Annotated in this window: 23 protein-coding genes, 1 tRNA gene and 1 other RNA gene; 19 read left to right on the plus strand and 6 right to left on the minus strand. The window is 67.9% G+C overall.

The annotated features are described in order from the left end of the window. Positions 1-59: 59 nt before the first annotated feature. Both KCTC_RS09595 and KCTC_RS09600 read left to right on the plus strand, forming a co-directional pair. On the plus strand, positions 60-938 hold the full coding sequence (locus tag KCTC_RS09595; protein WP_174233040.1) for an AAA family ATPase: 879 nt from the start codon (positions 60-62) through the stop codon (positions 936-938). Next, positions 935-2,305 carry a vWA domain-containing protein gene (locus tag KCTC_RS09600; RefSeq protein WP_125568962.1) on the plus strand — a complete coding sequence of 457 codons (1,371 nt, stop codon included), beginning with the start codon at positions 935-937 and terminating at the stop codon, positions 2,303-2,305. Before KCTC_RS09595 ends, KCTC_RS09600 begins: the two co-directional genes overlap by 4 nt. Here KCTC_RS09600 and KCTC_RS09605 read toward each other — a convergent pair. The 4 genes from KCTC_RS09605 to KCTC_RS09620 form a co-directional block, all read right to left on the minus strand. Beyond that, positions 2,286-3,644: an alpha/beta hydrolase gene (locus tag KCTC_RS09605; protein ID WP_125568964.1), complete on the minus strand. Its 1,359-nt coding sequence runs from the start codon at positions 3,642-3,644 to the stop codon at positions 2,286-2,288. The genes KCTC_RS09600 and KCTC_RS09605 overlap by 20 nt on opposite strands. Next, the gene (locus tag KCTC_RS09610; RefSeq protein WP_125568966.1) at positions 3,641-3,937 is read right to left on the minus strand and encodes a hypothetical protein; all 297 of its coding nucleotides are present in this window, start codon (positions 3,935-3,937) and stop codon (positions 3,641-3,643) included. The genes KCTC_RS09605 and KCTC_RS09610 overlap by 4 nt, the downstream gene beginning before the upstream one ends. A gap of 119 nt (positions 3,938-4,056) precedes the next feature. Further along, a complete protein-coding gene (locus KCTC_RS09615) occupies positions 4,057-4,359 on the minus strand; it encodes a type II toxin-antitoxin system VapB family antitoxin (protein ID WP_125568968.1) in 303 nt (100 codons plus the stop codon). Further along, positions 4,356-6,644, minus strand: a complete 2,289-nt coding sequence (locus KCTC_RS09620) for an FtsK/SpoIIIE domain-containing protein (protein WP_125568970.1) — start codon at positions 6,642-6,644, stop codon at positions 4,356-4,358. The genes KCTC_RS09615 and KCTC_RS09620 overlap by 4 nt, the downstream gene beginning before the upstream one ends. Positions 6,645-6,768: 124 nt before the next feature. On the opposite strand from KCTC_RS09620, the gene KCTC_RS09625 reads away from it, so the two are divergent. Genes KCTC_RS09625 through KCTC_RS14735 form a run of 4 tightly spaced genes read left to right on the plus strand, consistent with a single transcriptional unit; the run spans position 6,769 to position 8,247 of the window. Then, the gene (locus tag KCTC_RS09625; protein WP_125568972.1) at positions 6,769-7,080 is read left to right on the plus strand and encodes a WXG100 family type VII secretion target; all 312 of its coding nucleotides are present in this window, start codon (positions 6,769-6,771) and stop codon (positions 7,078-7,080) included. A 17-nt stretch (positions 7,081-7,097) separates the two neighbouring features. After that, positions 7,098-7,373: a WXG100 family type VII secretion target gene (locus tag KCTC_RS09630; protein WP_164512560.1), complete on the plus strand. Its 276-nt coding sequence runs from the start codon at positions 7,098-7,100 to the stop codon at positions 7,371-7,373. Then, positions 7,370-8,092 carry a ubiquitin family protein gene (locus KCTC_RS09635; RefSeq protein ID WP_125568976.1) on the plus strand — a complete coding sequence of 241 codons (723 nt, stop codon included), beginning with the start codon at positions 7,370-7,372 and terminating at the stop codon, positions 8,090-8,092. The genes KCTC_RS09630 and KCTC_RS09635 overlap by 4 nt, the downstream gene beginning before the upstream one ends. Beyond that, entirely contained in the window at positions 8,092-8,247 is a 156-nt protein-coding gene (locus KCTC_RS14735) for a hypothetical protein (protein WP_164512561.1), read from the plus strand. Before KCTC_RS09635 ends, KCTC_RS14735 begins: the two co-directional genes overlap by 1 nt. 145 nt (positions 8,248-8,392) lie before the next feature. Here the strand turns inward: KCTC_RS14735 and KCTC_RS09640 are convergent. Together KCTC_RS09640 and KCTC_RS09645 are read right to left on the minus strand one after the other, a co-directional pair. After that, positions 8,393-8,477: transfer RNA gene (locus KCTC_RS09640), tRNA-Ser, on the minus strand. Positions 8,478-8,522: 45 nt separating this feature from the next. Beyond that, the gene (locus tag KCTC_RS09645) at positions 8,523-9,269 is read right to left on the minus strand and encodes a septum formation family protein (RefSeq protein ID WP_125568978.1); all 747 of its coding nucleotides are present in this window, start codon (positions 9,267-9,269) and stop codon (positions 8,523-8,525) included. A 120-nt stretch (positions 9,270-9,389) separates the two neighbouring features. Between KCTC_RS09645 and ffs the strand changes: the two genes are divergently transcribed. From ffs to KCTC_RS09710, 13 genes are all read left to right on the plus strand, one after another. Further along, an RNA gene (ffs, locus tag KCTC_RS09650) (signal recognition particle sRNA small type) lies at positions 9,390-9,480 on the plus strand. Positions 9,481-9,544: 64 nt separating this feature from the next. Continuing rightward, entirely contained in the window at positions 9,545-10,690 is a 1,146-nt protein-coding gene (locus KCTC_RS09655; RefSeq protein WP_125568980.1) for a cation:proton antiporter, read from the plus strand. Beyond that, a complete protein-coding gene (locus tag KCTC_RS09660) occupies positions 10,687-11,736 on the plus strand; it encodes a DUF2252 family protein (RefSeq protein ID WP_125568982.1) in 1,050 nt (349 codons plus the stop codon). The genes KCTC_RS09655 and KCTC_RS09660 overlap by 4 nt, the downstream gene beginning before the upstream one ends. A gap of 20 nt (positions 11,737-11,756) precedes the next feature. Continuing rightward, entirely contained in the window at positions 11,757-13,751 is a 1,995-nt protein-coding gene (locus KCTC_RS09665; protein ID WP_125568984.1) for a DNA polymerase III subunit gamma and tau, read from the plus strand. Positions 13,752-13,787: 36 nt separating this feature from the next. Further along, positions 13,788-14,141, plus strand: a complete 354-nt coding sequence (locus KCTC_RS09670) for a YbaB/EbfC family nucleoid-associated protein (protein WP_125568986.1) — start codon at positions 13,788-13,790, stop codon at positions 14,139-14,141. 25 nt (positions 14,142-14,166) lie between these two features. Beyond that, positions 14,167-14,766 (plus strand): recombination mediator RecR, encoded by a 600-nt coding sequence (gene recR / locus KCTC_RS09675; protein ID WP_125568988.1) that lies wholly within the window; start codon positions 14,167-14,169, stop codon positions 14,764-14,766. 186 nt (positions 14,767-14,952) lie between these two features. Then, positions 14,953-15,204 carry a DUF4242 domain-containing protein gene (locus tag KCTC_RS09680; protein WP_125568990.1) on the plus strand — a complete coding sequence of 84 codons (252 nt, stop codon included), beginning with the start codon at positions 14,953-14,955 and terminating at the stop codon, positions 15,202-15,204. Positions 15,205-15,289: 85 nt separating this feature from the next. Further along, complete coding sequence (locus KCTC_RS09685; protein WP_125568992.1) at positions 15,290-16,582, plus strand: aspartate kinase; 1,293 nt, start codon at positions 15,290-15,292, stop codon at positions 16,580-16,582. Continuing rightward, positions 16,579-17,631: an aspartate-semialdehyde dehydrogenase gene (locus KCTC_RS09690; protein WP_125568994.1), complete on the plus strand. Its 1,053-nt coding sequence runs from the start codon at positions 16,579-16,581 to the stop codon at positions 17,629-17,631. The genes KCTC_RS09685 and KCTC_RS09690 overlap by 4 nt, the downstream gene beginning before the upstream one ends. A 172-nt stretch (positions 17,632-17,803) precedes the next feature. Continuing rightward, the gene (locus KCTC_RS09695; protein ID WP_125568996.1) at positions 17,804-18,793 is read left to right on the plus strand and encodes an extracellular solute-binding protein; all 990 of its coding nucleotides are present in this window, start codon (positions 17,804-17,806) and stop codon (positions 18,791-18,793) included. Further along, positions 18,790-19,620, plus strand: a complete 831-nt coding sequence (gene cysT / locus KCTC_RS09700) for a sulfate ABC transporter permease subunit CysT (protein WP_269461418.1) — start codon at positions 18,790-18,792, stop codon at positions 19,618-19,620. The genes KCTC_RS09695 and cysT overlap by 4 nt, the downstream gene beginning before the upstream one ends. After that, on the plus strand, positions 19,604-20,407 hold the full coding sequence (locus KCTC_RS09705) for an ABC transporter permease subunit (protein WP_197715171.1): 804 nt from the start codon (positions 19,604-19,606) through the stop codon (positions 20,405-20,407). Before cysT ends, KCTC_RS09705 begins: the two co-directional genes overlap by 17 nt. Next, complete coding sequence (locus KCTC_RS09710; RefSeq protein WP_125569000.1) at positions 20,404-21,336, plus strand: sulfate/molybdate ABC transporter ATP-binding protein; 933 nt, start codon at positions 20,404-20,406, stop codon at positions 21,334-21,336. The genes KCTC_RS09705 and KCTC_RS09710 overlap by 4 nt, the downstream gene beginning before the upstream one ends. Positions 21,337-21,350 lie beyond the last annotated feature (14 nt).

Genomic DNA, 21,350 nt, shown 5'->3' on the forward strand with positions numbered 1-21,350 from the left:
GTGCCATCCGTGCCCGAGCCCTGCCTGAGACTGCGCTGAGTACGCGTACGCTCCCGCATGTGACGTGGTTCGAATCGCCCTCTGCTGCGCTGACCGCACTCGGCTCGTCCGGGTACCTCGCCGACCAGGCGACAGCGACCACTGCCTTCCTTGCGGGGGCTGTCGGGAAGCCGCTCCTGCTCGAGGGTCCGGCCGGTGTCGGCAAGACCGAGTTCGCCAAGGCGGTTGCTCGCGCGACGGGCGCGGAACTCATCCGTCTGCAGTGCTACGAGGGTCTGGACGAGGCTCGGGCACTGTACGAGTGGAACTACAAGAAGCAGTTGCTCCGGATCCAGGCCAGTGATGCGTCCTGGGACGACGCCCGCGACGACATCTTCAGCGACGAGTTCCTGCTCTCGCGCCCGTTGCTGACGGCGATCCGCCGACCTACGCCGACGGTGCTGTTGATCGACGAGGTCGACAAGACCGATGTCGAGGTGGAAGGCCTGTTGCTGGAGGTGCTCTCGGACTTCCAGGTGACCATCCCCGAACTCGGCACGATCGAGGCCGTCCATCGGCCGTACGTGGTGCTGACCTCGAACGCCGCCCGCGAGTTGTCGGAGGCGCTGAAGCGACGCTGCCTTTACCTGTACCTCGACTACCCGAGCGCCGAGCGTGAGCGGGAGATCATCACCAGCCAGGTGCCGGAACTCTCCGACAAGGTGGCTCGTCAGTTGGTCACCGTGGTGGCTCGACTGCGCGAACTCGAGCTCAAGAAGTCGCCGTCGATCGCGGAGTCCGTCGACTGGGCGCGGACGCTGATCGCCCTTCAGATCCGGTCGCTCGACGACGAGGCGATCGACACGACCCTCGGCGTCGTCCTCAAGCACGCCTCGGACCAGGACCGCGCTGCTCGCGAGTTGCGACTGCCGAGTCACGACAGCCGCAAACGTCGATGAGCCTGCTCGACCGGCACGTCGCATTCCTGGAGGCGCTGCGCGCCGCCGGCCTGCCGGTCTCGCTCTCCGAGGACCTCGACGCGGTCTCGGCCCTCTCGGCGGTGGCTTGGTCATCCCGCGACACCGTGCGTGACGTATACGCCGCGACGCTGGTGAAGCGCCAGTCGAACCGGGCCACCTTCGAGTCGCTCTTCGACCTCTACTTCCCGCGTCTCGTCGGGGACGGGACGCGGGCGCAGGACCCGAGCCTTGCCGATGAGGATGCGGCGGCAACCACCGCGGCGGTCGTTGGCGAACTGCGCGAAGCCCTGATGGAAGCTGCCGAGGCCGGGGACACCGACCGGATGCGCGAGCTCGCTGCACAGGCGATGGCGCAGTTGGGTGCGATGCCGGGTCGGGGTCCGGGTCTGTCCTCCTGGTCGTCGTACACGGCCCTGCGGCGGATCGATGCCGATGAGTTGATCGGCCAACTCGTCGAGGGCCTGATGGCCGCCGGTTGGACGCGCGAGGAGGCGGAGCGTACGGCTTCGCGTCGTCTCGGACAGTTCACCGGTCTGGTCGAGGCTGATGCCCGGCGCCGGATCGCGGAGGAGAAGGGCCCCGATCACGTCGCCCGGATCACGGTCCGGCCGTCGATCGACAGGCTCGACTTCCTCTCGATGCGGCGCACCGACATCGAGGAACTTCGTGCCGAGGTCTACCCGCTCGCCCGTCGGCTCGCGACGCGTCTTGCGCGCGAGCAGCACGCCAGGCGACGGGGGCCGCTCGACTTCCGGCGCACCGTCCGGGCCTCGTTGGCGTACGGCGGGGTGCCGCTGGAGACCCACCACAAGCCCAAGCGCCCCCATCGCAACGAACTCGTCGTGCTCTGTGACGTCTCCGGCTCGGTGGCGAACTTCGCGTCCTTCACGCTGCTGCTCGTGTTTGCGCTCCAGGAGGCGTTCACGCGGGTCCGCGCCTTCACGTTCGTCGACCGACTCCACGAGGTCACCGGAGAATTCAAGGCCGGCGGCGATGTGGTCGACACGATGGAGCGCCTGGTCGCCTCGTCCGAGCACGCGGCCCGCGTGGGCCGTACCAACTACGGTCGGGCCTTCGCTCAGTTCCGCAATGAGCACTTCGACGCGCTGACCCCGAAGACGGCGCTGCTCATCCTGGGCGATGCCCGCTCCAATTACTCCGACCTGGCTCTGAACGACCTCCGGGCGATGGTGGGCGCAACCCGCCACGCCTTCTGGCTCAACCCCGAGGTCCGGCGCCAGTGGGACACCGGTGACTCCGAGGCGACCGCGTACGGCAACATCGTCGACATGGTCGAGTGCAGGAATCTGACCCAGCTGCAGGAGTTCATCCACGATCTGGCGTAGCCGCTCGGGTCACCCTGAAGACGGAGTCGGACACGTCGCCACCCTGGGCGAAGAAGGGTGCGATTGCCTCGACGGCTGTGCGTACGGCCGCGTCGCGGCTGGCGTCCACCGCTGCGGCGCCCCGCTCGTACGTGCTCACCTGGTGGTTGCCGACGATCGTGTCCTCGCCACTGGCGAAGGTCACGGTCGTTTGTTGAGGGCTGACGCGGTTTCGCTGACCCTCGAGCTGCGGCACGATGTCTCCGCTGGATTCCAACGACAAGACGTGGCTCGTCGTCGGAAAGCCACGTTCGACCGCGGTCGGCGAACCCGCCGTGATCACGTTCGTCACGTTGAACGAGGTGCCTTCGCTGAGAGCTTTCGCAGCGACCATCCCGCCGAGGCTGTGTCCGGCGATCAGCACCGGATCGTGGGGAGAGATCCCAGCCTCGCGCATCGCCTTCTCAACACCCTCGAGGTACGCCGAGTGCTGGCCGCTGGCGACCCGGAGATCCTCCTGGACGTCGCGGATGTCGCTGTCGGATGAGAGCGGGTTCAGATCGTCGGTGCCCGGCAGATAGACCACGTGCCGCGTCTGCCCGTGCCCGTCTCGCCACGACTGGATCTCGATGAGGCCCGGGTCCGGAGCGTCGCTCAGTTCCCGGAGATGACGCACGACATCCGCGACGCAATGCGGTTGCCTGCGACTCTCGGCGATCGCAGTGGCATGGCGTTCGACCCGGGCGTCGCCCTCGTCGAGATAGATCCCCGCCGCGACGCCCGCAGCACCGCCACCGGGTCCTGTTCCCCAGCCGCCGAGAATGCCGTCGAGGGTCGCGGTGGTGTCCCGCACGAGCTCGGGGCGCTGTGCGAGCGTCCGCTCAAGACCTCGTCGGGCACGGGCTCGTTCCTCCGGGGTGGAGGACATCCACCAGACCGCGCCTCCTGCGGCAACTGGCAGTGAACCGAGGACCACCAGACCGGGAACGGTGCGGAGGCCGGCACCGATGACCCGGCCCAGCTCGGTTTCGAGAAGGCGCCGTACCTCGTCATCGCCTCCGCCGAACCATTGCCCGACCGTCTCCACCAAGCCGGCCAGGACTCCCCACTCGAGCGCCGCCGTCCCGAGATGGCTGACGGCGGAAAGGACCGCACGTTCGGCGTCCACGTACGTGCTCGGGGAGAGTGGAGCGGACGCGATCAATGCTGGTTCGACCATTCCGATCGCGTCCGATCCAGCCCACCGGGTCAGCTGCCAGGCCGCGTCGCCGAGCTCGCCGGCCAAGCGTTTGAGGTCATCGGTCTGCAAGGCCAGCACTCCACCGCGTACTCCTGTGATCTCGGCCGGTGTCTCGCTCACAGGAGTCCTCCGACCAAGGACGCGAGGCCGTCGACGGCACCCACCGCTTCGTCGGCCATGTGCCCGACGGGGTTCATGAGCGCCGCCTGATGGTGCCGTTCCAGCACGGCTGCGGCATCGTCATGGAGACGGGCGCAGCGCCTGAGTTCGGCGATCGCGGTGCCGGCCCGTCGGCGCATGGCGTCGGCGGCGGTCCCTTGCCAGGCGATCGTGCCGACTCGATGGGCGAGTCGGTCCGCAGAGTCCTCGAGTGCTCGAGCGCGGTCTCTGAGGTCGGTGATGGTGGCGTACACAAGGCTCCGTTCGTTGGTGAACGGGAGCGATCAAACGCCGTACCGCCGACGGCAACCGGCCGCCCGCAGCGGGCCTGTGGACAATGGGCCGTGCAGAGGGCGCTGTGGAGACAGAGTGGCTAGCGCGGCTCCGCCAGCACGTGCACGCGAGCGTGTACGACGTGCCGCTGCTGCAGGGCAGCGCGCAGCGCCCGGTGCAGCCCGTCCTCGAGATACAGCTCGCCGCGCCATGACACGACGTGCGCGAAGAGATCCCCGTAGAACGTGGAGTCATCGTCCAGGAGCGAATTCAGCTGGAGCCATTCCTTGGTCGTGACGAGTTGATCCAGACGCACCTGCGTCGGCGGGATCGTCGCCCACTGACCAGCCGAGAGGCCATGCTCGGGGTAGGGCTTCCCGTCGCCGACTCTCTTGAAGATCACACGCCCGAATCTAGCGCGAGCTGGATGGCGAAGCCGGGAGCGATCAATCCGTGCCCGGGTTTGCGGGGCACACCCGCTGCGAGGTGTCGGTTGACCTCGCTCTCGAGCGGGTCGCCGAGACGGAGCTCGATCCGGCTTCCGAAAAGATCGCGTACGGCCGGGCGCAGATCGGACCAGCGGTGGGTCGCGACCGCGAGGTGGATGTCCGCGGCAAGCCCCCGCTCGGCAATCTGGTGCAGCGAATCCATCCAGCGGTAGTTGTCGCGGATCGCGCTCCACGAGTCGATCAGCAGCACGATCGGCGGCGACGCGCCCGTCTCGCACCTCCTGCGCAGATGGCGTAACAGTCGATCCACACGCTCGGGCGTCTGCGCGGTGGCGATGCGCTCAGCCGGCAGTGCTCCAGCCAGGCCGCCCGTGAGGTCAAGAGCCAGCAGACGTACGTCAGGTGTGCTCCGGCGAAGGGCGGCCGCGAGCGTTCGCAGTGCTGTCGACTTGCCGGTCCGGGGTCCACCGACGACGGCGACGTGACCTCCGGCTCCGGTCAGGTCGAGGTTGAGTGCGTCGATCCGCTGGTCGCGGGGTCGGTCGACGATGCCGATGGTGGCATGCATCCGGCCGCCGACCGGGAGGTCCGCGAGTACGGGCGGGGCATTCAGCGGTGGCAACCACAGGTGGGGCGCGGGCGCTCCCGCGGCACTGCGTACGCGGGCCTCCAGGACGGTGAGGTCCTCGGTCGCTGATGTGCAGAGCGAGACGACCTCAACCCTCGGTGCCGATGGGACCTTCGTCGCCGGATCCGGTGCCTGGAAGGGTTGCAGCGCGCCACTGGCGGCCAGCAGCCCCGAACCGGGACGCCGCGGCAGCTCCGCAGCGAGAGGGGATCCGATCGCCAATCGGGACTCGGTCGCGCTGAACGTACGCAGCGCGATCCGATAGGACAGGTGCGCCTCGAGCCCGTGGAGGCGGCCTTCCTCCAGGCGCTGCGTACTCAGCAGGAGATGGATGCCGAGCGAGCGGCCGAGCCGACCGACGCGACTGAACAACTCGCTCATCGCCGGATCCGTGGCCAGCAGTTCGGTGAACTCGTCGATCACGATCAGGAGGCGAGGCAGCGGGTGCTCGCGGACCGAGGAAGCACCGGCAGCGGCCAGGCTGCTCTGACGGCGGACGAGCTCGCCCTCCAACGCTTCGCGGAGCCGGCGGGTCGCCCATGACTCGGCCAGATTGGTCACGTACGCCGCGACGTGAGGGAGGCCCTCGAACATTGCGAAGGCGGCACCTCCCTTGAAGTCGATCAGCGCCAGATGGAGTTCCTCAGCCGGATGCGTGGCGATGAGTTCGCTGAGGACCTGCCGAAGGAGTTCTGACTTGCCGGATCCGGTGGCACCGACCAGCAGTCCGTGCGGGCCGACGCCGCCGTCCGCCGCCTCGCGAAGGTCCAGGTGGACGGGACCCTCCTCGCCCATCCCGAGCGTGACGGTCCAGGCCGCGCTCGCGCTGGCTGTCCGGAGCGGTGCGGCAGCGAGTTGTCGGGCTCGAACAGCCGCCTCAGCAGGACCGCAGCGGAGCGGCTCGTACGCGGCCGTTGTCGCCGGTACGACCTCAACGACGGTCGTCGGCGGCTGCACGTTGGGGGCTGGGTGCCCGTCGACCACCAGGAGTCGGTGCGTGCCGGCGGCGTCGTGATGAGGAAGGAGCGCGATCCATTGCCAGGCCGCGTGGTCGTCGGTGTGAATCCGGATCCCGAGTACGTCGGGCGGAAGGCTCTCGGCGGCCTCGAGGATGATCGCCCGTGCGTGTGCCCGGTCGGCCCGGATGCTGCGGGTCGTCGCCAGATCCAGGAGGTGACGTGCGTCCGGGAGTGTGGCGTACGTCTGCAGGAAGCGGTCACGAGCCGCCACGCACACGGCGTCGGCGCGCGGGTCGTCGTCGTACGTCGTGAACTCCGGCTCGTGGACGGCAGTGCCCACGACGATGTTCAATCCGTGGTTCGTCGAATCGACCGCGACGAGGTCATTGCGGACGCGATCCAACTCGCGTCGGTAGTTCTCGCGGCTGGCCCGCAACTGCCGGCGCCGCGTCGTGCTGGCTGCCCCCGTCTGCAGGGCCATCGCCCCCAGCGTGGCGATCATCAGGACGAGCCCGATCAGCATCTGCCGGCGTCCCCCGCTGATCACCAGCGCCACGGTGCCGAGGCTGCCGACGACAGGGATCGCCGCCGTTGCCCACATCGGTGGAGCGTCGGGGCGCAACGGTGGTGAGGGGACTTCGAATGGCGGCATCGGCTGACGGTACGGGCCCGAGCCGACCGATCACGAGAGGGGAGAAGACGCCTGTGGATAACCCGGACCGGCTGAATCACCGTGGGTACTTCCATTCCTGACAACGTCTTCGAAAGGAACGGACATGGCAGACACGATTGGCTTGACCACAGGGGCGCTCGACCGGGCGGCCGCTCTCGTCGGTGCGGCACGGGCGGACCTTCTCGGTCTCGGCGGGCGGCTGACGGCGCGCCTTGCGGAGAGCCAGACGGGGTGGCGTGGAGATGGTGCACGCTCGTTCTCGTCGTTCCAGATCACGTGGAGTGAGCGACACCGGGAGATCGTGGGAGCCCTTGACGGATTCGAAGCCGCGCTGCGTTCGTCGGAGGCCATCACTCAGCGCACGGATGTCGAGCAGGCACAGACCTACGCCGGCGCCGCGGCTGGGTTGGCGTGATTGCGATGGATCTCGTCGTGTCCCAGGCAGCACTGGCTCAGACCGCTGACGATCTTGGCGCCACCGTCACGGCCATGGCAGCTCGGCTTGCCCAACTCGATCAGGAGCTGTCACCGCTGAGGACTGAGTGGATCGGCAGTGCGCAGGAGGCGTACGTGGTGGCTCGGGCGCGTTGGAATGCAGAGATCGAGCGACTCTCGGGCGTACTCGCTTCTGCCAGGTTGTCGGTGATGCAGTCCGCGGCGGCGTACGCGGAGGCCGATCGCCGCGGTGCGGCCATGTTCGGTCGATGAGGCTGCTGGTCGGCGTCGCGGTCGAGGACCGCGTCATTGAGATGGCCCTTCCAGCCGACGTGCCTTTGGCGCATCTCCTGGCCGACGTTCGTGCCGCTGTCGCCGAGGAGCTCAGGCAGAAGGAGACGGTCCGATTGATGCCGCGGCTGGTGGACGGGACGTGGCTCGATCTCGAGCGTTCGCTGAGCCAGCAAGCGGGTGCGGTCGGAGGCCTGATCTGCCTCGAGCGGCGTGAGACCCGCGGTCTGGTGCGCCATCACGACCCCGTCACTGAGATCGCCGACCGTGGGCCTCCGGTGGAACTACTGCCCGACACTGCCGCGACGGTTGCGGTCGGCGCGCTCGGCGGCGTTCTGCTGGCCGTATACGGGGGCAGCACGGCAGCAGTCGCCGTCCTTGCCGGCGCACCAGCCTTCTGGGCCCTGCTGCCAATGCTGGGAGGCATCGCAAACGTCGCGTCAGCCGCCTTGGTTCGCCGGCTGCTGTCGATGGTCTCGGTGGCTGTCGGAGCCGCCGCGGTGGCCGTGTCGGGGATCGTTGCGTGGACCGGACGTGCCGGGTCTGGCCTGGCTGCCTGCCTCGGCGTGGTGGTGCTGGTTCATGTCAGCCGCAGGAGCCTCAGGAACGCACTCCTACGGGTCACCCTCACCGCTCTGGAATGGTTGTCGCTCGCAGCGGTCCTGCCGCTGGCTGCCTTGTCGGCGGGTTGGAGCGGATGATGACCGATCTCGAGCGACTGGCTGTGGCCTGGGAGTCCTGGTCCAGGAAGCGTGCAGCAGTGGTGCACGGACTGCGCCTCGGGCCGCTGATCGCGGGAGCCGTTGTCACGAGCGCGATGGTCGGTGGGGCGGTGGTGAAACCGATGTTCGGGTGAGCATCCGGCTCACGTCACTGACGCCGGCTGGGTGATTTCAGCCCATGGCGGCCGCGTACGTCCGGTACGTGAATCGGCGCTCTAGCTGCAATGAGGAACGGCCTCCAATCCACGTTTCCGCAGGTCAGAGGCCGTTTTCCATCGGCGGATCTGGGGGGATTCGAACCCCCGAGGGCGTTAACCCAACACGGATTCCAGCCGTGCGCCATAGGCCACTAGGCGACAGATCCGTGAGCGAGGCTACAAGTGCCGCCCGTCGCCGACCAAAACGCAGGTCAGGTGGTGGTCGGCCGATAGCAGGTCAGGTAGTGGTCGCCGGCGCTCCAGCGAACGCTGCTCACCCCAGTGAGGTACCACCGAGAGGTCCGCACGATGGGTGGGCAGTGCGCCTGTGCCACAGCCAGCCAGGTCGAGCGGGAGGGGTACGCGGAGCCTGGGACCCAGACAACTCCGGCTGCGCGGTAGGAGTGCGGCGCCGCACAGGCAACGGGCAAGCCGCCCTGACTGGTCAGGTGGATGCAGCGCGACTGGCCCGGCGACAACGGGGATGCCAGCGGGTGCTGGTTCGGAATCGGGTAGAGGTGGCCTGCGCCGGGGAGGCTGACATCGCAGCGGAACCAGCGCGCGCCGGCGCCGTACTCGGCCGACGTCGGCACGAAGAAGGAACCGTCGTACCCGGCGACTGCGACGGTCTTCCAGGGGCCGATGGCCTGCTGGGTCGGGACCAGGCACTGCTTCACCATGTACTGGATGATCTTGGGGTCGTTGAGCATCGACGAGTACGCCTCGTCCGTCCACAGCCGTCCGACGAAGACGGTACGAGCGACGTGCGGCCCACTGCACGACACCGGGGCAGAGGAGTCGCTCACTCCGAGGAACGTGTTCCAGTCGTAGGTGTGGCAGGAACCGACGGCCGGTGCCGGCGGCGCTGAGGCTTCGGCGGCGAGCGGCGTGAGCAGCGGCGCCATCAGCGCAAGAACGGCGACGATCACGAATCGCAGGGTGCGGGTCCTACCAGGCATCGGGTTTCTCCATTTTCGGAACGGCGGCACCAGGATCGTACGACCGGGTCAGGTGGCCCCGCAGGTGATCAGGACCGATCCGGCTTTGGAGCCGGAAGTAGTGCCACCTAGACTCGGGGCAACCCCCCACGTGGCGCCATCTCGCCGAACCTCCCCAGGGCCGGAAGGCAGCAAGGATAAGCGAGCTCTGTCGGGTACGTGGGGGGCCTTTGCGTCCCCCACGATTCTCAGCGGCCCTTCAGCCAAACCTGCCGGTGGGACGACAGAATGCGGGGATGACGTTCGCGCAGCTCTCGGTGATCTGCCTCGTCGCGATCCTCGGCCCGTTGCTTGCCTTCCCTCGCGCTTGGCACCTCCCAGTCGTCCTTGGCGAGTTGCTCGCCGGGATCGCGCTGGGGCGTACCGGAGTCCACTATCTGCATTCGGACAACGCCACCTTCGCGTTCCTGGCCGACATCGGGTTCGCGCTCGTGATGTTCGTGGCCGGCACGCACGTGCCGGTACGCGATCCCGCGATCCGACCGGCCCTGAAGTCGGGCATCGTCCGGGCGGTCGTGGTCGCCGTGATCGCAGGCATTCTCGGGACAGCCATCGCGTACGCCACTGGTGTGCACCACGCGCCCCTGTTTGCGGTGCTGATCGCCTCGTCGAGTGCGGCCCTGATCCTGCCGATCGTCGATTCGTTGGGTCTCAAGGGCGGCGGGGTCGTCGGGCTGCTGCCGCAGATCGCCATCGCGGACACGCTGTGCATCGTCGCCCTCCCGCTGGCGATCGATCCGAAGCACGCGCTGCGGGCTGCGGGCGGTGCGGCGGCCGTCATCGGTGCGGCGGCCGTCGTCTTCCTCGCCCTGCGCGCGGCCGAGAAGGCTGGCGCGCGCAAGAAGGTGCATGACGTCTCCGAAGAACGCAGGTTTGCGGCCGAACTCCGGATCCAATTGGTGATTCTCTTCGCGCTCGCAGCCCTGGCGAAGAGCACCCACGTCTCGATCATGTTGGCCGGATTCGCGTTCGGTCTCGGTGTCGCCGCCATCGGAGAACCCCGGAGGCTGTCGCGGCAATTGTTCGCCCTGACCGAGGGATTCCTCGGCCCACTGTTCTTCGTGTGGCTCGGCGCGGAACTCAACCTGCGTGAGCTCGGCGCCCACCCGAAGATGATCGGGCTCGGGGTCGCGCTCGGAGCCGCGGCCGCGCTCGCCCATGTCGTGCCGCGTCTTCTGGGCCAGGCCATCCCGTACGGGTTGTTGGCTGCAGCTCAGTTGGGCGTACCGGTCGCGGCTGCCACCGTCGGCAGCCAGCTCAACGTGTTGCAGCCCGGCGAGGCCTCTGCCCTGATGCTGGGTGCCCTCATCTCGATCGCTGTTGCCGTCGCCGGCGGCAGCATGGCCAGCAAACTCAGTTCGTCGACGGAGGCAACCGCATGAGTTCCGCTCCGAAGATCACCCACGACTACGAATCGTGGCTGCGTCGGCAGATCCCTGTGATCGACGCCGATCTGGAGACCAAGCACGCCCAGATGAAGGCGGACGGGTTCACCTTCTTCCGTGCGACCTACTACCTGTGGCTGGCGCGTGTTGCCGAGCAGGTGCCGGAGGTGCTGAGGGCGACGACAGCGCCGATCGTCGGCGATCTGCATGCCGAGAACTTCGGCACCTGGCGCGACGATTCAGGCGATCTTCGCTGGGGTGTGAACGATCTCGACGAACTCGCCCGCGGTGCCTGGCTCCTCGATCCGCTGCGCCTTGCCGCATCTGCCGCGATGTCGCCCCATCTGGATCTCAGGACCAAGGACATCGCCGACCTCGTGCTCGAGGGATATTCGACCGCCGTCGCCGGACCCTCGCCCCGTCTGTCCGGAGCCAGGCATCTCGCGGCACTGGTGCCGACGTTCAAGGACAGCGATGCCTTCTTCAAGAAGCTGACCGCCGGTGCCGCGACCGCGGACGTTGACGAGGCCGTACGCCAGGCCGCAGCCGCGACGGTTCCGGGCGACTGGTCGCCGAGCTGGCACGTACGCCAGGCGGGCGCCGGAAGCCTCGGCCATCGACGGGTGGTCGGTGTGGGTCGGACGGCAGAGGGATGGGCAGCCCGCGAGGCGAAGCAGCTGGATCCGGGGACGGCTGCCTGGGCCCGGTCGTACTCAGATCACCTCCCGATACCGGCTCCGGACCTGTATCCCGCAGTCGTCAGGACTCTGGACGCTCCGCGTGCATCGGCCCGGGTGGCCGGGTGGCAGCTCCGGGCGCTGGCGCCGGACGAGGTACGGATCGAGCTGAGTGGCCTCGCGGACGCCGATGTGACGCTCGTGCTCAAGTCGATGGGGGCTGCCATGGCCTCAGTGCACGGGGTGGATCGGCAGGCGTTCGAGGCGGCCCAGAGGGAGGCGAGAGCGCTGGATCCGGACGTTTTCCGCGGCTACGTGAAGACCATGAAGCAGACAATCGAGCAGGACTTCGAGAACAGTCGGTAGCGACGACTAAGGTCGTCTCGATGGACGCCCCCCTCGCTCTTTACCGCCGCTACCGGCCCGAGACGTTCGCCGAGGTCATCGGCCAGGAACACGTCACCGGGCCTCTTCGTGCTGCTCTCGCGGCCAACAGGGTGAACCACGCCTATCTGTTCAGCGGTCCCCGCGGCTGTGGCAAGACGACCAGCGCCCGGATCCTTGCGCGCGCCCTCAACTGCGAGCAGGCTCCGATCTCGGATCCGTGTGGCGAGTGCGACTCCTGCCGCGACCTGGCGCGTGGTGGCCCGGGCAGCATCGACGTGATCGAGATCGATGCGGCGTCCCACGGTGGTGTCGACGATGCGCGTGACCTGCGGGAGAAGGCGTACTTCGCTCCGGTACGCAGCCGCTACAAGGTCTACATCATCGATGAGGCCCACATGGTCACCACGCAGGGCTTCAACGCGCTGCTCAAGCTCGTCGAGGAGCCGCCGGAGCACCTCCGCTTCATCTTCGCCACGACCGAGCCCGACAAGGTCATCCCGACCATCCGGTCGCGTACGCACCACTATCCGTTCCGGCTGATCCCGCCGAAGTTGCTGGGCAGCTACCTCCAGGAGATCTGCGAGTCCGAGGGCGTCCAGGTCGCGCCGACTGCCCTTCCGCTGGTCGTACGCGCCGGCGCCGGGTCGGCTCGCGACACCCTCTCGGTGATGGACCAGCTGCTGGGCGGCGCCGGTCCCGAGGGCGTCACCTATGACCTCGCTGCCGGACTTCTCGGATACACCCCGGACTCGCTGCTCGACGAGGTCATCGACGCGTTCGCCGCACACGATGGCGGTGCCGTCTTTGCGGCCGTCGACAAGGTGATCGAGACCGGCCAGGACCCCCGCCGATTCACCGAGGACCTGCTGCGCCGACTGCGCGACCTCCTGATCATCGCCGCCGTCCCGGATGCTTCGGCGACGGGCCTCATCGACGTGGCTGAGGATCAGGCCGAGAGGCTCACATCCCAGGCGCGCAGGTACGGCGCACACGAGTTGTCCCGGGCTGCCGATCTGGTGGCGCTCGGGCTGACCGAGATGCGGGGTGCCACCGCCCCTCGGCTGCTGCTCGAGTTGGTCTGCGCCCGGGTGCTGCTGCCCGGGGCCGATCACGGGACCGAGGGGCTCGCTGCCCGCCTCGATCGCCTGGAGCGGCGCGTGGCTGCAGGAGTGCCTGCCCCGTCGGCGCCCACGGCGCCTGCCGACAGCGAGGCGACCGCCGACCGTGTCCGCAAGCGGGACATCATCGAGGAGGCCGCCGTGTCCGCGGTCTCAGCCGTTGCGTCGGCGTCCGATCAGGTCGATGCCGTACGCGCGGCCGCCCGGGAGGCCGGCGTCGACGCGGTCCGGAGCGCGCGGTCCGCTGTCACGAAGATCGCCAGCCGAGTCGTGCCGGACGTACGCCCTGAGCCGACCCCGGAGCCGACTCCAGCCTCGTCGGCCGCCGCAGAGCCCTCGAAGCCAGGGTTCGGAGTCGCCGACGTACGCCGGTTGTGGCCGGACGTGATCGAGCAGGTCAAGGGTCTGCGCCGGATGGCCTGGATCCACCTGTCGCAGAACAGCCAGGTCGTCTCCGTGGCCGACGGGCTGATCACGCTCGGCTTCCCGAACGCGGGCGCGCGTGACTCGTTCCTCGCAGGCAAGCACGACGAGGTCGTACGCGACGCCGCGAGCAAGGTGTTGATCGGCAACTGGCGCATCGAGGCAATCGTGGACGGCTCAACGGTCGTGACTCCGGCACCCGGGCGCGAGCCGGAGGCTCCGGTTGAGCCGCCTGCGCCCGAGGTGTCGGTCGAGGTCGCACCGAGCCAGGCCGATCGGCTCAAGGAGGCCATGCGGGCGCCGGCGGAGGAGCCGGAGCCACCCGTCGATCTCGACAGTGCGGCAAGCCCGGATGACCCAGAATTCGACGGTCCGACCATGAGTGGCACGGAGCTCCTCGAGCAGGAGCTCGGGGCGCAGCTCGTCGAAGAATTCCCCCACCAGCAACGATGACGGTGGAGATCCCGAGAGTAGTGAGAGGTTGGACCCATGACTGAGAACCCCTTCGGCGGCCTCGACATGAACGCGCTGATGCAGCAGGCACAGCAGATGCAGCAGCAGTTGGCCGAGGCGCAGCAGCGCCTCAATGCGGCGACCGTCGAGGGCACGTCGCTCGGTGGGGCCGTCACCGTGACCGTCAACGGCGTCGGCGAGTTGACGGACGTCAAGCTCGGCGACCAGTTCGTCGGCGCGACCGCCGAGGACCTCGAGGACCTGGCCGCAGGCATCGTGGTGGCGTACCGCGACGCCAAGGCGAAGGCCGACGACCTGGCGAGCCAGTCGCTCGGCCCGCTCGCCGGCGGTTTTGACGCCCCGGGTTCGCCGTTCCAGCTCGGCCTCTGACGACTCGATCCGGGAGGGGTGCGCCGTGGCGTACGAAGGCGTCGTCCAGGATCTGATCGACGAGCTCGGCCGGTTGCCCGGTGTCGGGCCGAAGAGTGCCCAGCGGATCGCGTTCCACCTGCTGCAGGCGGAGTCGGTTGACGTGCAGCGGCTGGCGGACGTACTCGTCGAGGTCAAGCGACGGGTGAAGTTCTGCGCGATCTGCTTCAACGTGTCCGAGGAGGACACCTGTCGGATCTGCCGCGACCCGCGACGCGACGTGAGCGTGATCGCGGTCGTCGAGGAATACAAGGACGTCGCGGCGATCGAGCGGACCAAGGAGTTCCGCGGGCGCTATCACGTCCTCGGAGGAGCCATCAGCCCGATCGACGGCATCGGCCCCGAGCAGCTGCGGATCACCGAACTGATCCGTCGCCTCGCCGACGGCGCGGTCCAGGAGGTCATCCTCGCCACCGACCCGAACCTCGAAGGCGAGGCGACCGCAACCTACCTGACCCGTCAGCTCAGCCCGTACGGCCTCAGGATCACCCGGCTGGCGAGTGGTCTGCCGGTCGGTGGCGACCTCGAGTACGCCGATGAGGTCACCCTAGGAAGAGCCTTCGCCGGCCGCAGATCGGCCACCTGACGGCGCGTCTGCTGCGTTGCTCTTCGGTCGCGGGCCCTCGAGGCCCGCTTCCCTCCGGCGCCTTGCAGCCGCGCGCGTCAGGCGGCCGCCTGTCTCATCACCATCCACCCTGAAAAGGGGAGCCGCGCCAGCGCGTCCTGCAGGTATGTGATGAAGAGCGGGGGAACTGTCTCAAGGAGATCTCAGATGCCGCTCTTCATGGATGTCCACACCCTCGGCGACAAGGTCACGATGGATGACGTCGCCGGCGCCCATCAGGCCGACCTGGCCACGCAGGAGGCGTACGGCGTCAACTACCTCAGATACTGGGTGGACGAGGCCAACAGCAAGATCTTCTGCCTGGTGGATGCGCCCGATGCCGACGCGGCCAACACGGTGCATCGGCAGGCGCACGGGCTCGTGGCCGACGAGATCTGGCAGGTCCAGGAAGGCCGCTGATCTCGTACGCGCACAACTCGGTCGGCCGATCCGGCCCTGATCGATAGAATCGCTCACGAACAACACCGGCTGTAAGGACCAATTCGTGGGCATCATCGTCCAGAAGTTCGGCGGCTCGTCGGTCGCCGACGCCGCTGGCGTCAAGCGCGTCGCCCAGCGGATCGTCAACACGAAGAAGCAGGGACACAACGTCGTCGTCGTCGTCTCCGCAATGGGTGACACCACCGACGAGTTGATCGATCTCGCCAATGAGGTGAGCCCGCTGCCTCCTGCACGCGAGCTCGACATGCTGTTGACCGCCGGTGAGCGGATCTCGATGGCGGTCCTCTCGATGGCCATCAACGACCTCGGTCACGACGCCCGCAGCTTCACCGGCAGCCAGGCCGGTGTGATCACCGACGCCGAGCACGGCCGCGCGAAGATCATCGACGTCAGCCCGGGCCGGATCGAGGCTGCGATCAGCGAGGGCGCGATCGCGATCGTCGCCGGTTTCCAGGGCGTCAGCCAGACCACCAAGGACATCACCACGCTCGGTCGCGGTGGCTCGGACACCACCGCCGTGGCCCTGGCGGTCGCGCTGAAGGCCGACGTCTGCGAGATCTACTCCGACGTCGACGGCATCTTCACCGCTGACCCGCGGATCGAACCCCGCGCTCGCAAGATCCCGCGGATCTCGTACGAGGAGACCCTCGAGATGGCGGCGCAGGGCGCCAAGATCCTGCACCTGCGCTGCGTGGAGTACGCCCGCCGCTACAACATGCCCATTCACGTCCGCTCGTCCTTCTCGGAGAAGGAAGGCACCTGGGTCGTCAACGCTGAAGACGTCGCCCAGGAGAGCACCGACAAGGAGAACACCGTGGAAGAAGCGATCATCACCGGCGTCGCGCACGACCGCAGCCAGGCGAAGATCACCGTCGTCGGGGTCCCGGACAAGGTCGGCGAGGCCGCAGCGATCTTCCGCGCTCTCGCGGACGCCGCGATCAACCTCGACATGATCGTCCAGAACGTGTCGGCTGCGACCACCGGCCTGACCGACATCTCCTTCACGCTGCCGCGTACGCAGGGCCAGGTCGCCATGGGCGCGCTGGCCAAGCTGCAGGGCGAGGTCGGGTACGACAAGGTCCTGTACGACGACGGCGTCGGCAAGGTGTCGATCGTCGGCGCCGGCATGTCCAGTGCGCCGGGCATCTCGGCCCGCTTCTTCGAGTCGTTGTCCGCTGCGGGTGTGAACATCGAGATGATCTCGACTTCGGAGATCCGGGTGTCGGTCGTCGTCGCCGAGCCGCAGGTCGAGGCCGCGGTCAACGCCGCGCATGCCGCCTTCGGTCTGGGATCCGACGAGGTCGAAGCAGTCGTGTACGGAGGGACCGGCCGATGAGTGCTCGTCCGATCAACGTCGGCATCGTCGGCGCCACCGGTCAGGTCGGTGTCGCGGTCCGTCAGATCCTGCTGCAGCGTGACTTCCCGATCGCGAACATCCGTTTCTTCGCCTCGCCGCGCAGCGCCGGCAAGGAGCTGGCGTTCGGCGACCGCACCGTCGTCGTCGAGGATGCGTTCACCGCGGACCCCGCCGGGCTCGACATCGCGATCTTCTCGGCGGGCGGCGACGCGTCCCGCGCCCTCGCTCCGAAGTTCGCCGAGGCAGGCGTCATCGTGATCGACAACTCCAGCGCGTTCCGCAAGGACCCGTCGATCCCGTTGGTCGTGTCCGAGGTCAACCCGCACGCGATGCAGTCGGTCGTCGACGCCCGTCAGGGCATCATCGCCAACCCGAATTGCACCACCATGGCCGCGATGCCGATCCTCAAGGTGCTGCACGAGGCCGTGGGCCTGGAGCGTCTGATCGTGTCGACCTACCAGGCCGTGTCCGGGTCGGGGGTGGCCGGCGTCGAGGAACTCGTCTCGCAGGTGACCGCGGCGGGGGAGAAGGCACGCGAGCTGGCGTACGACGGCAGCGCCGTCACCTTCCCGCAGCCGGAGAAGTACGTCGCGAACATCGCTTACAACGTCATTCCGTACGCCGGCGGTCTGGTCGAGGACGGTCTCAACGAGACCGACGAGGAGCAGAAACTCCGCAACGAGTCCCGCAAGATCCTCGAGATCCCGGACCTGCGGGTCAGTGGTCTGTGCGTACGCGTGCCGGTCGTGACCGGTCACTCGCTGGCCGTCAACGCCGAGTTCAGCCGGAGTCTGACGCCGGAGCAGGCTCGTGACCTCCTGAAGGACGCTCCGGGTGTCGAGCTGATGGACGTTCCGAATCCGCTGCACGCGGCGGGGCAGGACCCGTCGTACGTCGGGCGGATCCGCCAGGACGAGGGTGTGCCGGACAACCGCGGGCTGGCGATGTTCATTTCGAACGACAACCTCCGCAAGGGCGCTGCGCTCAACACTGTGCAGATCGCGGAACTGGTCGCCGCGCAGCTCTGACCAGACGGATCGAAGGCCCCGCTCCGGCGGGGCCTTTGCCGTTCCCGTTGCGCTCCACGTCTCGTCATACGGGCGCGCGTCTCAACATTCGGTCAGCCGTTTTGCTGTCCGAAATCAAAGTCTAGTAATTTACCCGTCATTACGAATCTACCCAGGTACAAGGAGTATTCAGATGAAGGCATCGATCAAGTACGCAGCAGTCGCGTTCGCAGGGGTCGTGTCGCTCACCGCCTGCGGTAGTTCCTCGAGCGCCAACTCCATCAACCTCGTCGGCTACAGCGTCCCGAAGCCGGCGTACGACGCCCTCGCGACGGCGTTCCAGGCCACCCCGGCGGGCAAGGGCGTCTCGTTCAACGCGTCGTACGGTCCGAGCGGCAGCCAGGCGAAGGCTGTGGCCAACGGGAACATCTCTGCTGACTACGTGAACTTCTCGACGAGTTCCGACCTCAAGAAGCTGGTCCCGGGCCAGGTCGCCGAGGGCTGGGACTCCGGTGCCACCAAGGGCATCGTCGCCGACTCCGTCGTCGTCATCGTCGTACGCAAGGGCAACCCGCTCCACATCACCGGCTGGAACGACCTGATCAAGCCGGGCGTGAAGATCGTGACCCCGGACCCGGCCTCGTCCGGCTCGGCGAAGTGGAACATCCTCGCTGCGTACGAGCACGTGATCTCCGACGGTGGCACCAAGGACCAGGCGAAGGCGTACCTGACCGCGTTCTTCAAGAACGTGACGAGCCGGGCCGACAGTGGCTCGGTCGCGACGCAGCAGTTCCTCAACGGCACCGGCGACGTCCTGATCTCCTATGAGGCCGAGGCCATCGCGGCTCGCGCCAAGGGCGCCGACGTCGACTACATCGTGCCCAACGAGAACATCCTGATCCAGACCCCGGCTGCGGTGACCACGACGGCTTCCCAGAGCGCGAAGGACTTCCTCGCGTTCGCCGAGAGCGCCGCCGGGCAGGCCATCTTCGCGGCGCACGGCTTCCGCCCGGCACTCACCGGCGTCAAGGCCGGGACCGTGAACGGTGCGGCGAACCCGGCCGACCCGTACCCGACGCTCACCAAGCTGATCACCATCAAGCAGCTGGGCGGCTGGACCGCGGTGAACGCCGAGTTCTTTGGCGACCATGGTCTGGTGACCGCCATCGAGAGCGCTAAGTGAAGGTTGCGTACGGCCCTCGCCCCGGACTGGGGCGGGGGCCATCGCTTGCGTTGGGGATGGTCACCCTCTGGGTCAGCCTCGTCGTCCTGATCCCGCTGGCAGCGGTGGTCGCCAACGCCTTCGGCCACGGGGGCAGCTCGTTCTGGCATGCGGTCAGCAACCCGGAAGTGGTCGCCGCCCTCAAACTCACTGTCGGCCTCTCCGTCGGTGCTGCTCTGGTGAATGCGGTTGCCGGAGTCGTCATCGCGTGGGTCCTGGTCCGCGAGCGGTTCCCCGGTGCGAAAGTCCTGGAGTTCCTCGTCGACCTGCCGTTCGCTCTCCCGACGATCGTCACCGGCGTCGTGATGCTGGGGCTCTACGGCGTGGACAGTCCGCTCGGGGTCAACCTCCAGGGGGCTCGGGCCGGCCTGTTCGTCAGCCTGCTGTTCGTCACCCTCCCCTTCACCGTGCGCACGGTGCAGCCGGTGTTGCTCAACCTGGATCGTGACGCTGAACTTGCGGCCAACTCGCTCGGCGCGAGCCCGGCCACGACGTTCCGTCGGATCGTGGCCCCCACGCTGCTGCCGGCTGTCTGCACCGGGCTCGGTCTGGCTCTCGCCCGCGCGCTGGGCGAGTACGGCTCACTGGTCCTCATCTCGAGCAATCTTCCGTTCAAGACCGAGGTCGCATCTTCGCTGATCTACGGCAAGCTCCAGAACGCCGACGATCCTGCGGCTACTCAGCAGGCGGCCGCGATCGCCACGGTTCTGCTCGTCGCTGGCGTGCTCCTGTTGATCGCTCTCGCGGTCATTCAGAGAAGGGCGGTGCGACGTGGTCAGGCCGCGTAGTGCCCGGATCGCGCCGAACCTCCTGCGCCTCGTCGCGGTCGGTTACGTCACGCTTCTGGTCGGGCTGCCCGTGGGCGTACTCGTCTGGCGGACATTCCAGCCCGGGCTGAGCGCGTTCTTCAACGCGATCACCGACCCGGCCTCGGTCAATGCGTTCGAACGTACGCTCACGGTCGCCGCCATTTCGACCGCGATCGATGCTGTGTTCGGTGTGGCTGCCGCGATCCTGCTCGTACGCCGCCGGTTCATCGGTCGCAGGCTCCTGGACGCGATCATCGACCTCCCGGTGGCGGTCTCGCCGATCGTCGTCGGGCTGGCGTTGATGCTCGTGTACGGAGTGGGCGGTTGGTTCGGTCTCGGTCGTGGTGATGTCATCGGAAGCACTCTCGGGATGGTGCTGGCGACGGTCTTCGTGAGCTTCCCGCTCGTGCTCAGGGCGGTGGCCCCGACCCTTGAGGAGATCGGCACCGATCAGGAAATGGCTGCCGCCTCGCTCGGCGCGGGCCCGGTCACCGTGTTCCGGCGGATCACCCTTCCAGCGATCCGGGTGGCGCTGGGGTACGGCGTCGTCCTCACGCTCGCCCGATGCCTGGGCGAGTTCGGCGCGGTGCTCGTCGTCAGCAGCAACTTCGCGCGGTCGCAGACCGCGCCCCTGCGGATCTCGACGCTGCTCCAGGTCGACTTCGAACCACACCAGGCGTACGCCATCGCCTTCGTCCTGATGGTGGTCGCGGTGCTCGCGATCGCCCTCGTCTCCTTCTTGCAACGTTCCAGGAGCTCCTCATGACCATCGACGTACGCAATGTGACCAAGCGCTACGGCGACTTCGTCGCCCTCGACGACATCAACCTGACCGTCCAGTCCGGCGCGCTCACGGCGCTCCTGGGCCCCAGCGGCGGCGGCAAGTCGACGTTGCTGCGGATCATCGCCGGCCTCGACACCGCCGACAGCGGAGTCGTCAGCATCGACGGGTCGGACGCCACCAAGCTCCCTCCGCAGAAGCGCAACGTCGGCTTCGTGTTCCAGCACTACGCGGCGTTCAAGCACATGAGCGTGGCGAAGAACGTCGCGTTCGGGCTCGAGATCCGCAAGCGCCCGAAGAAGGAGATCAAGGCCAAGGTCGACGAGCTCCTCGCCCTGGTCCACCTGACGCAGTTCGCCGATCGCCTGCCGTCGCAGCTCTCGGGCGGGCAGCGTCAGCGGATGGCACTGGCCCGCGCGCTGGCCGTCGAACCGTCGGTGCTGCTGCTCGATGAGCCGTTCGGAGCACTCGACGCGAAGGTCCGCAAGGAACTGCGCGACTGGCTTCGCCGCCTCCATGACGAGGTGCACGTGACCACCGTCTTCGTCACCCACGACCAGGAGGAGGCGCTCGAGGTGGCCGACGAGATCGTCGTGATCAACGACGGTCGGATCGAACAGGTCGGGTCACCGGACCAGCTCTACGACGAGCCGGCGAACGACTTCGTGATGAGCTTCCTGGGCCCGGTGACGACCCTGGAGGGCCGACTGGTCCGACCCCACGACATCGACCTGTCCGACCGCTCCGTCGGCGGCGCGGTCGCGGGACGGATCCAGCGATCGACCCGGGTCGGTTTCGAGACCCGATTCGAGGTGCGTACCCACGCCGAGGACGTGGCGGTCAGCGTGACCGGAGCACACGGACGTACGCTCCGCGTCGGCGACGAGGTGTGGCTGGTGCCGCCAGCCGTCTGACAAGACGGGGAGCT

This window comes from Nocardioides baekrokdamisoli, from assembly GCF_003945325.1.
In the GTDB taxonomy this organism is placed as follows: Bacteria; Actinomycetota; Actinomycetes; order Propionibacteriales; family Nocardioidaceae; genus Nocardioides; species Nocardioides baekrokdamisoli.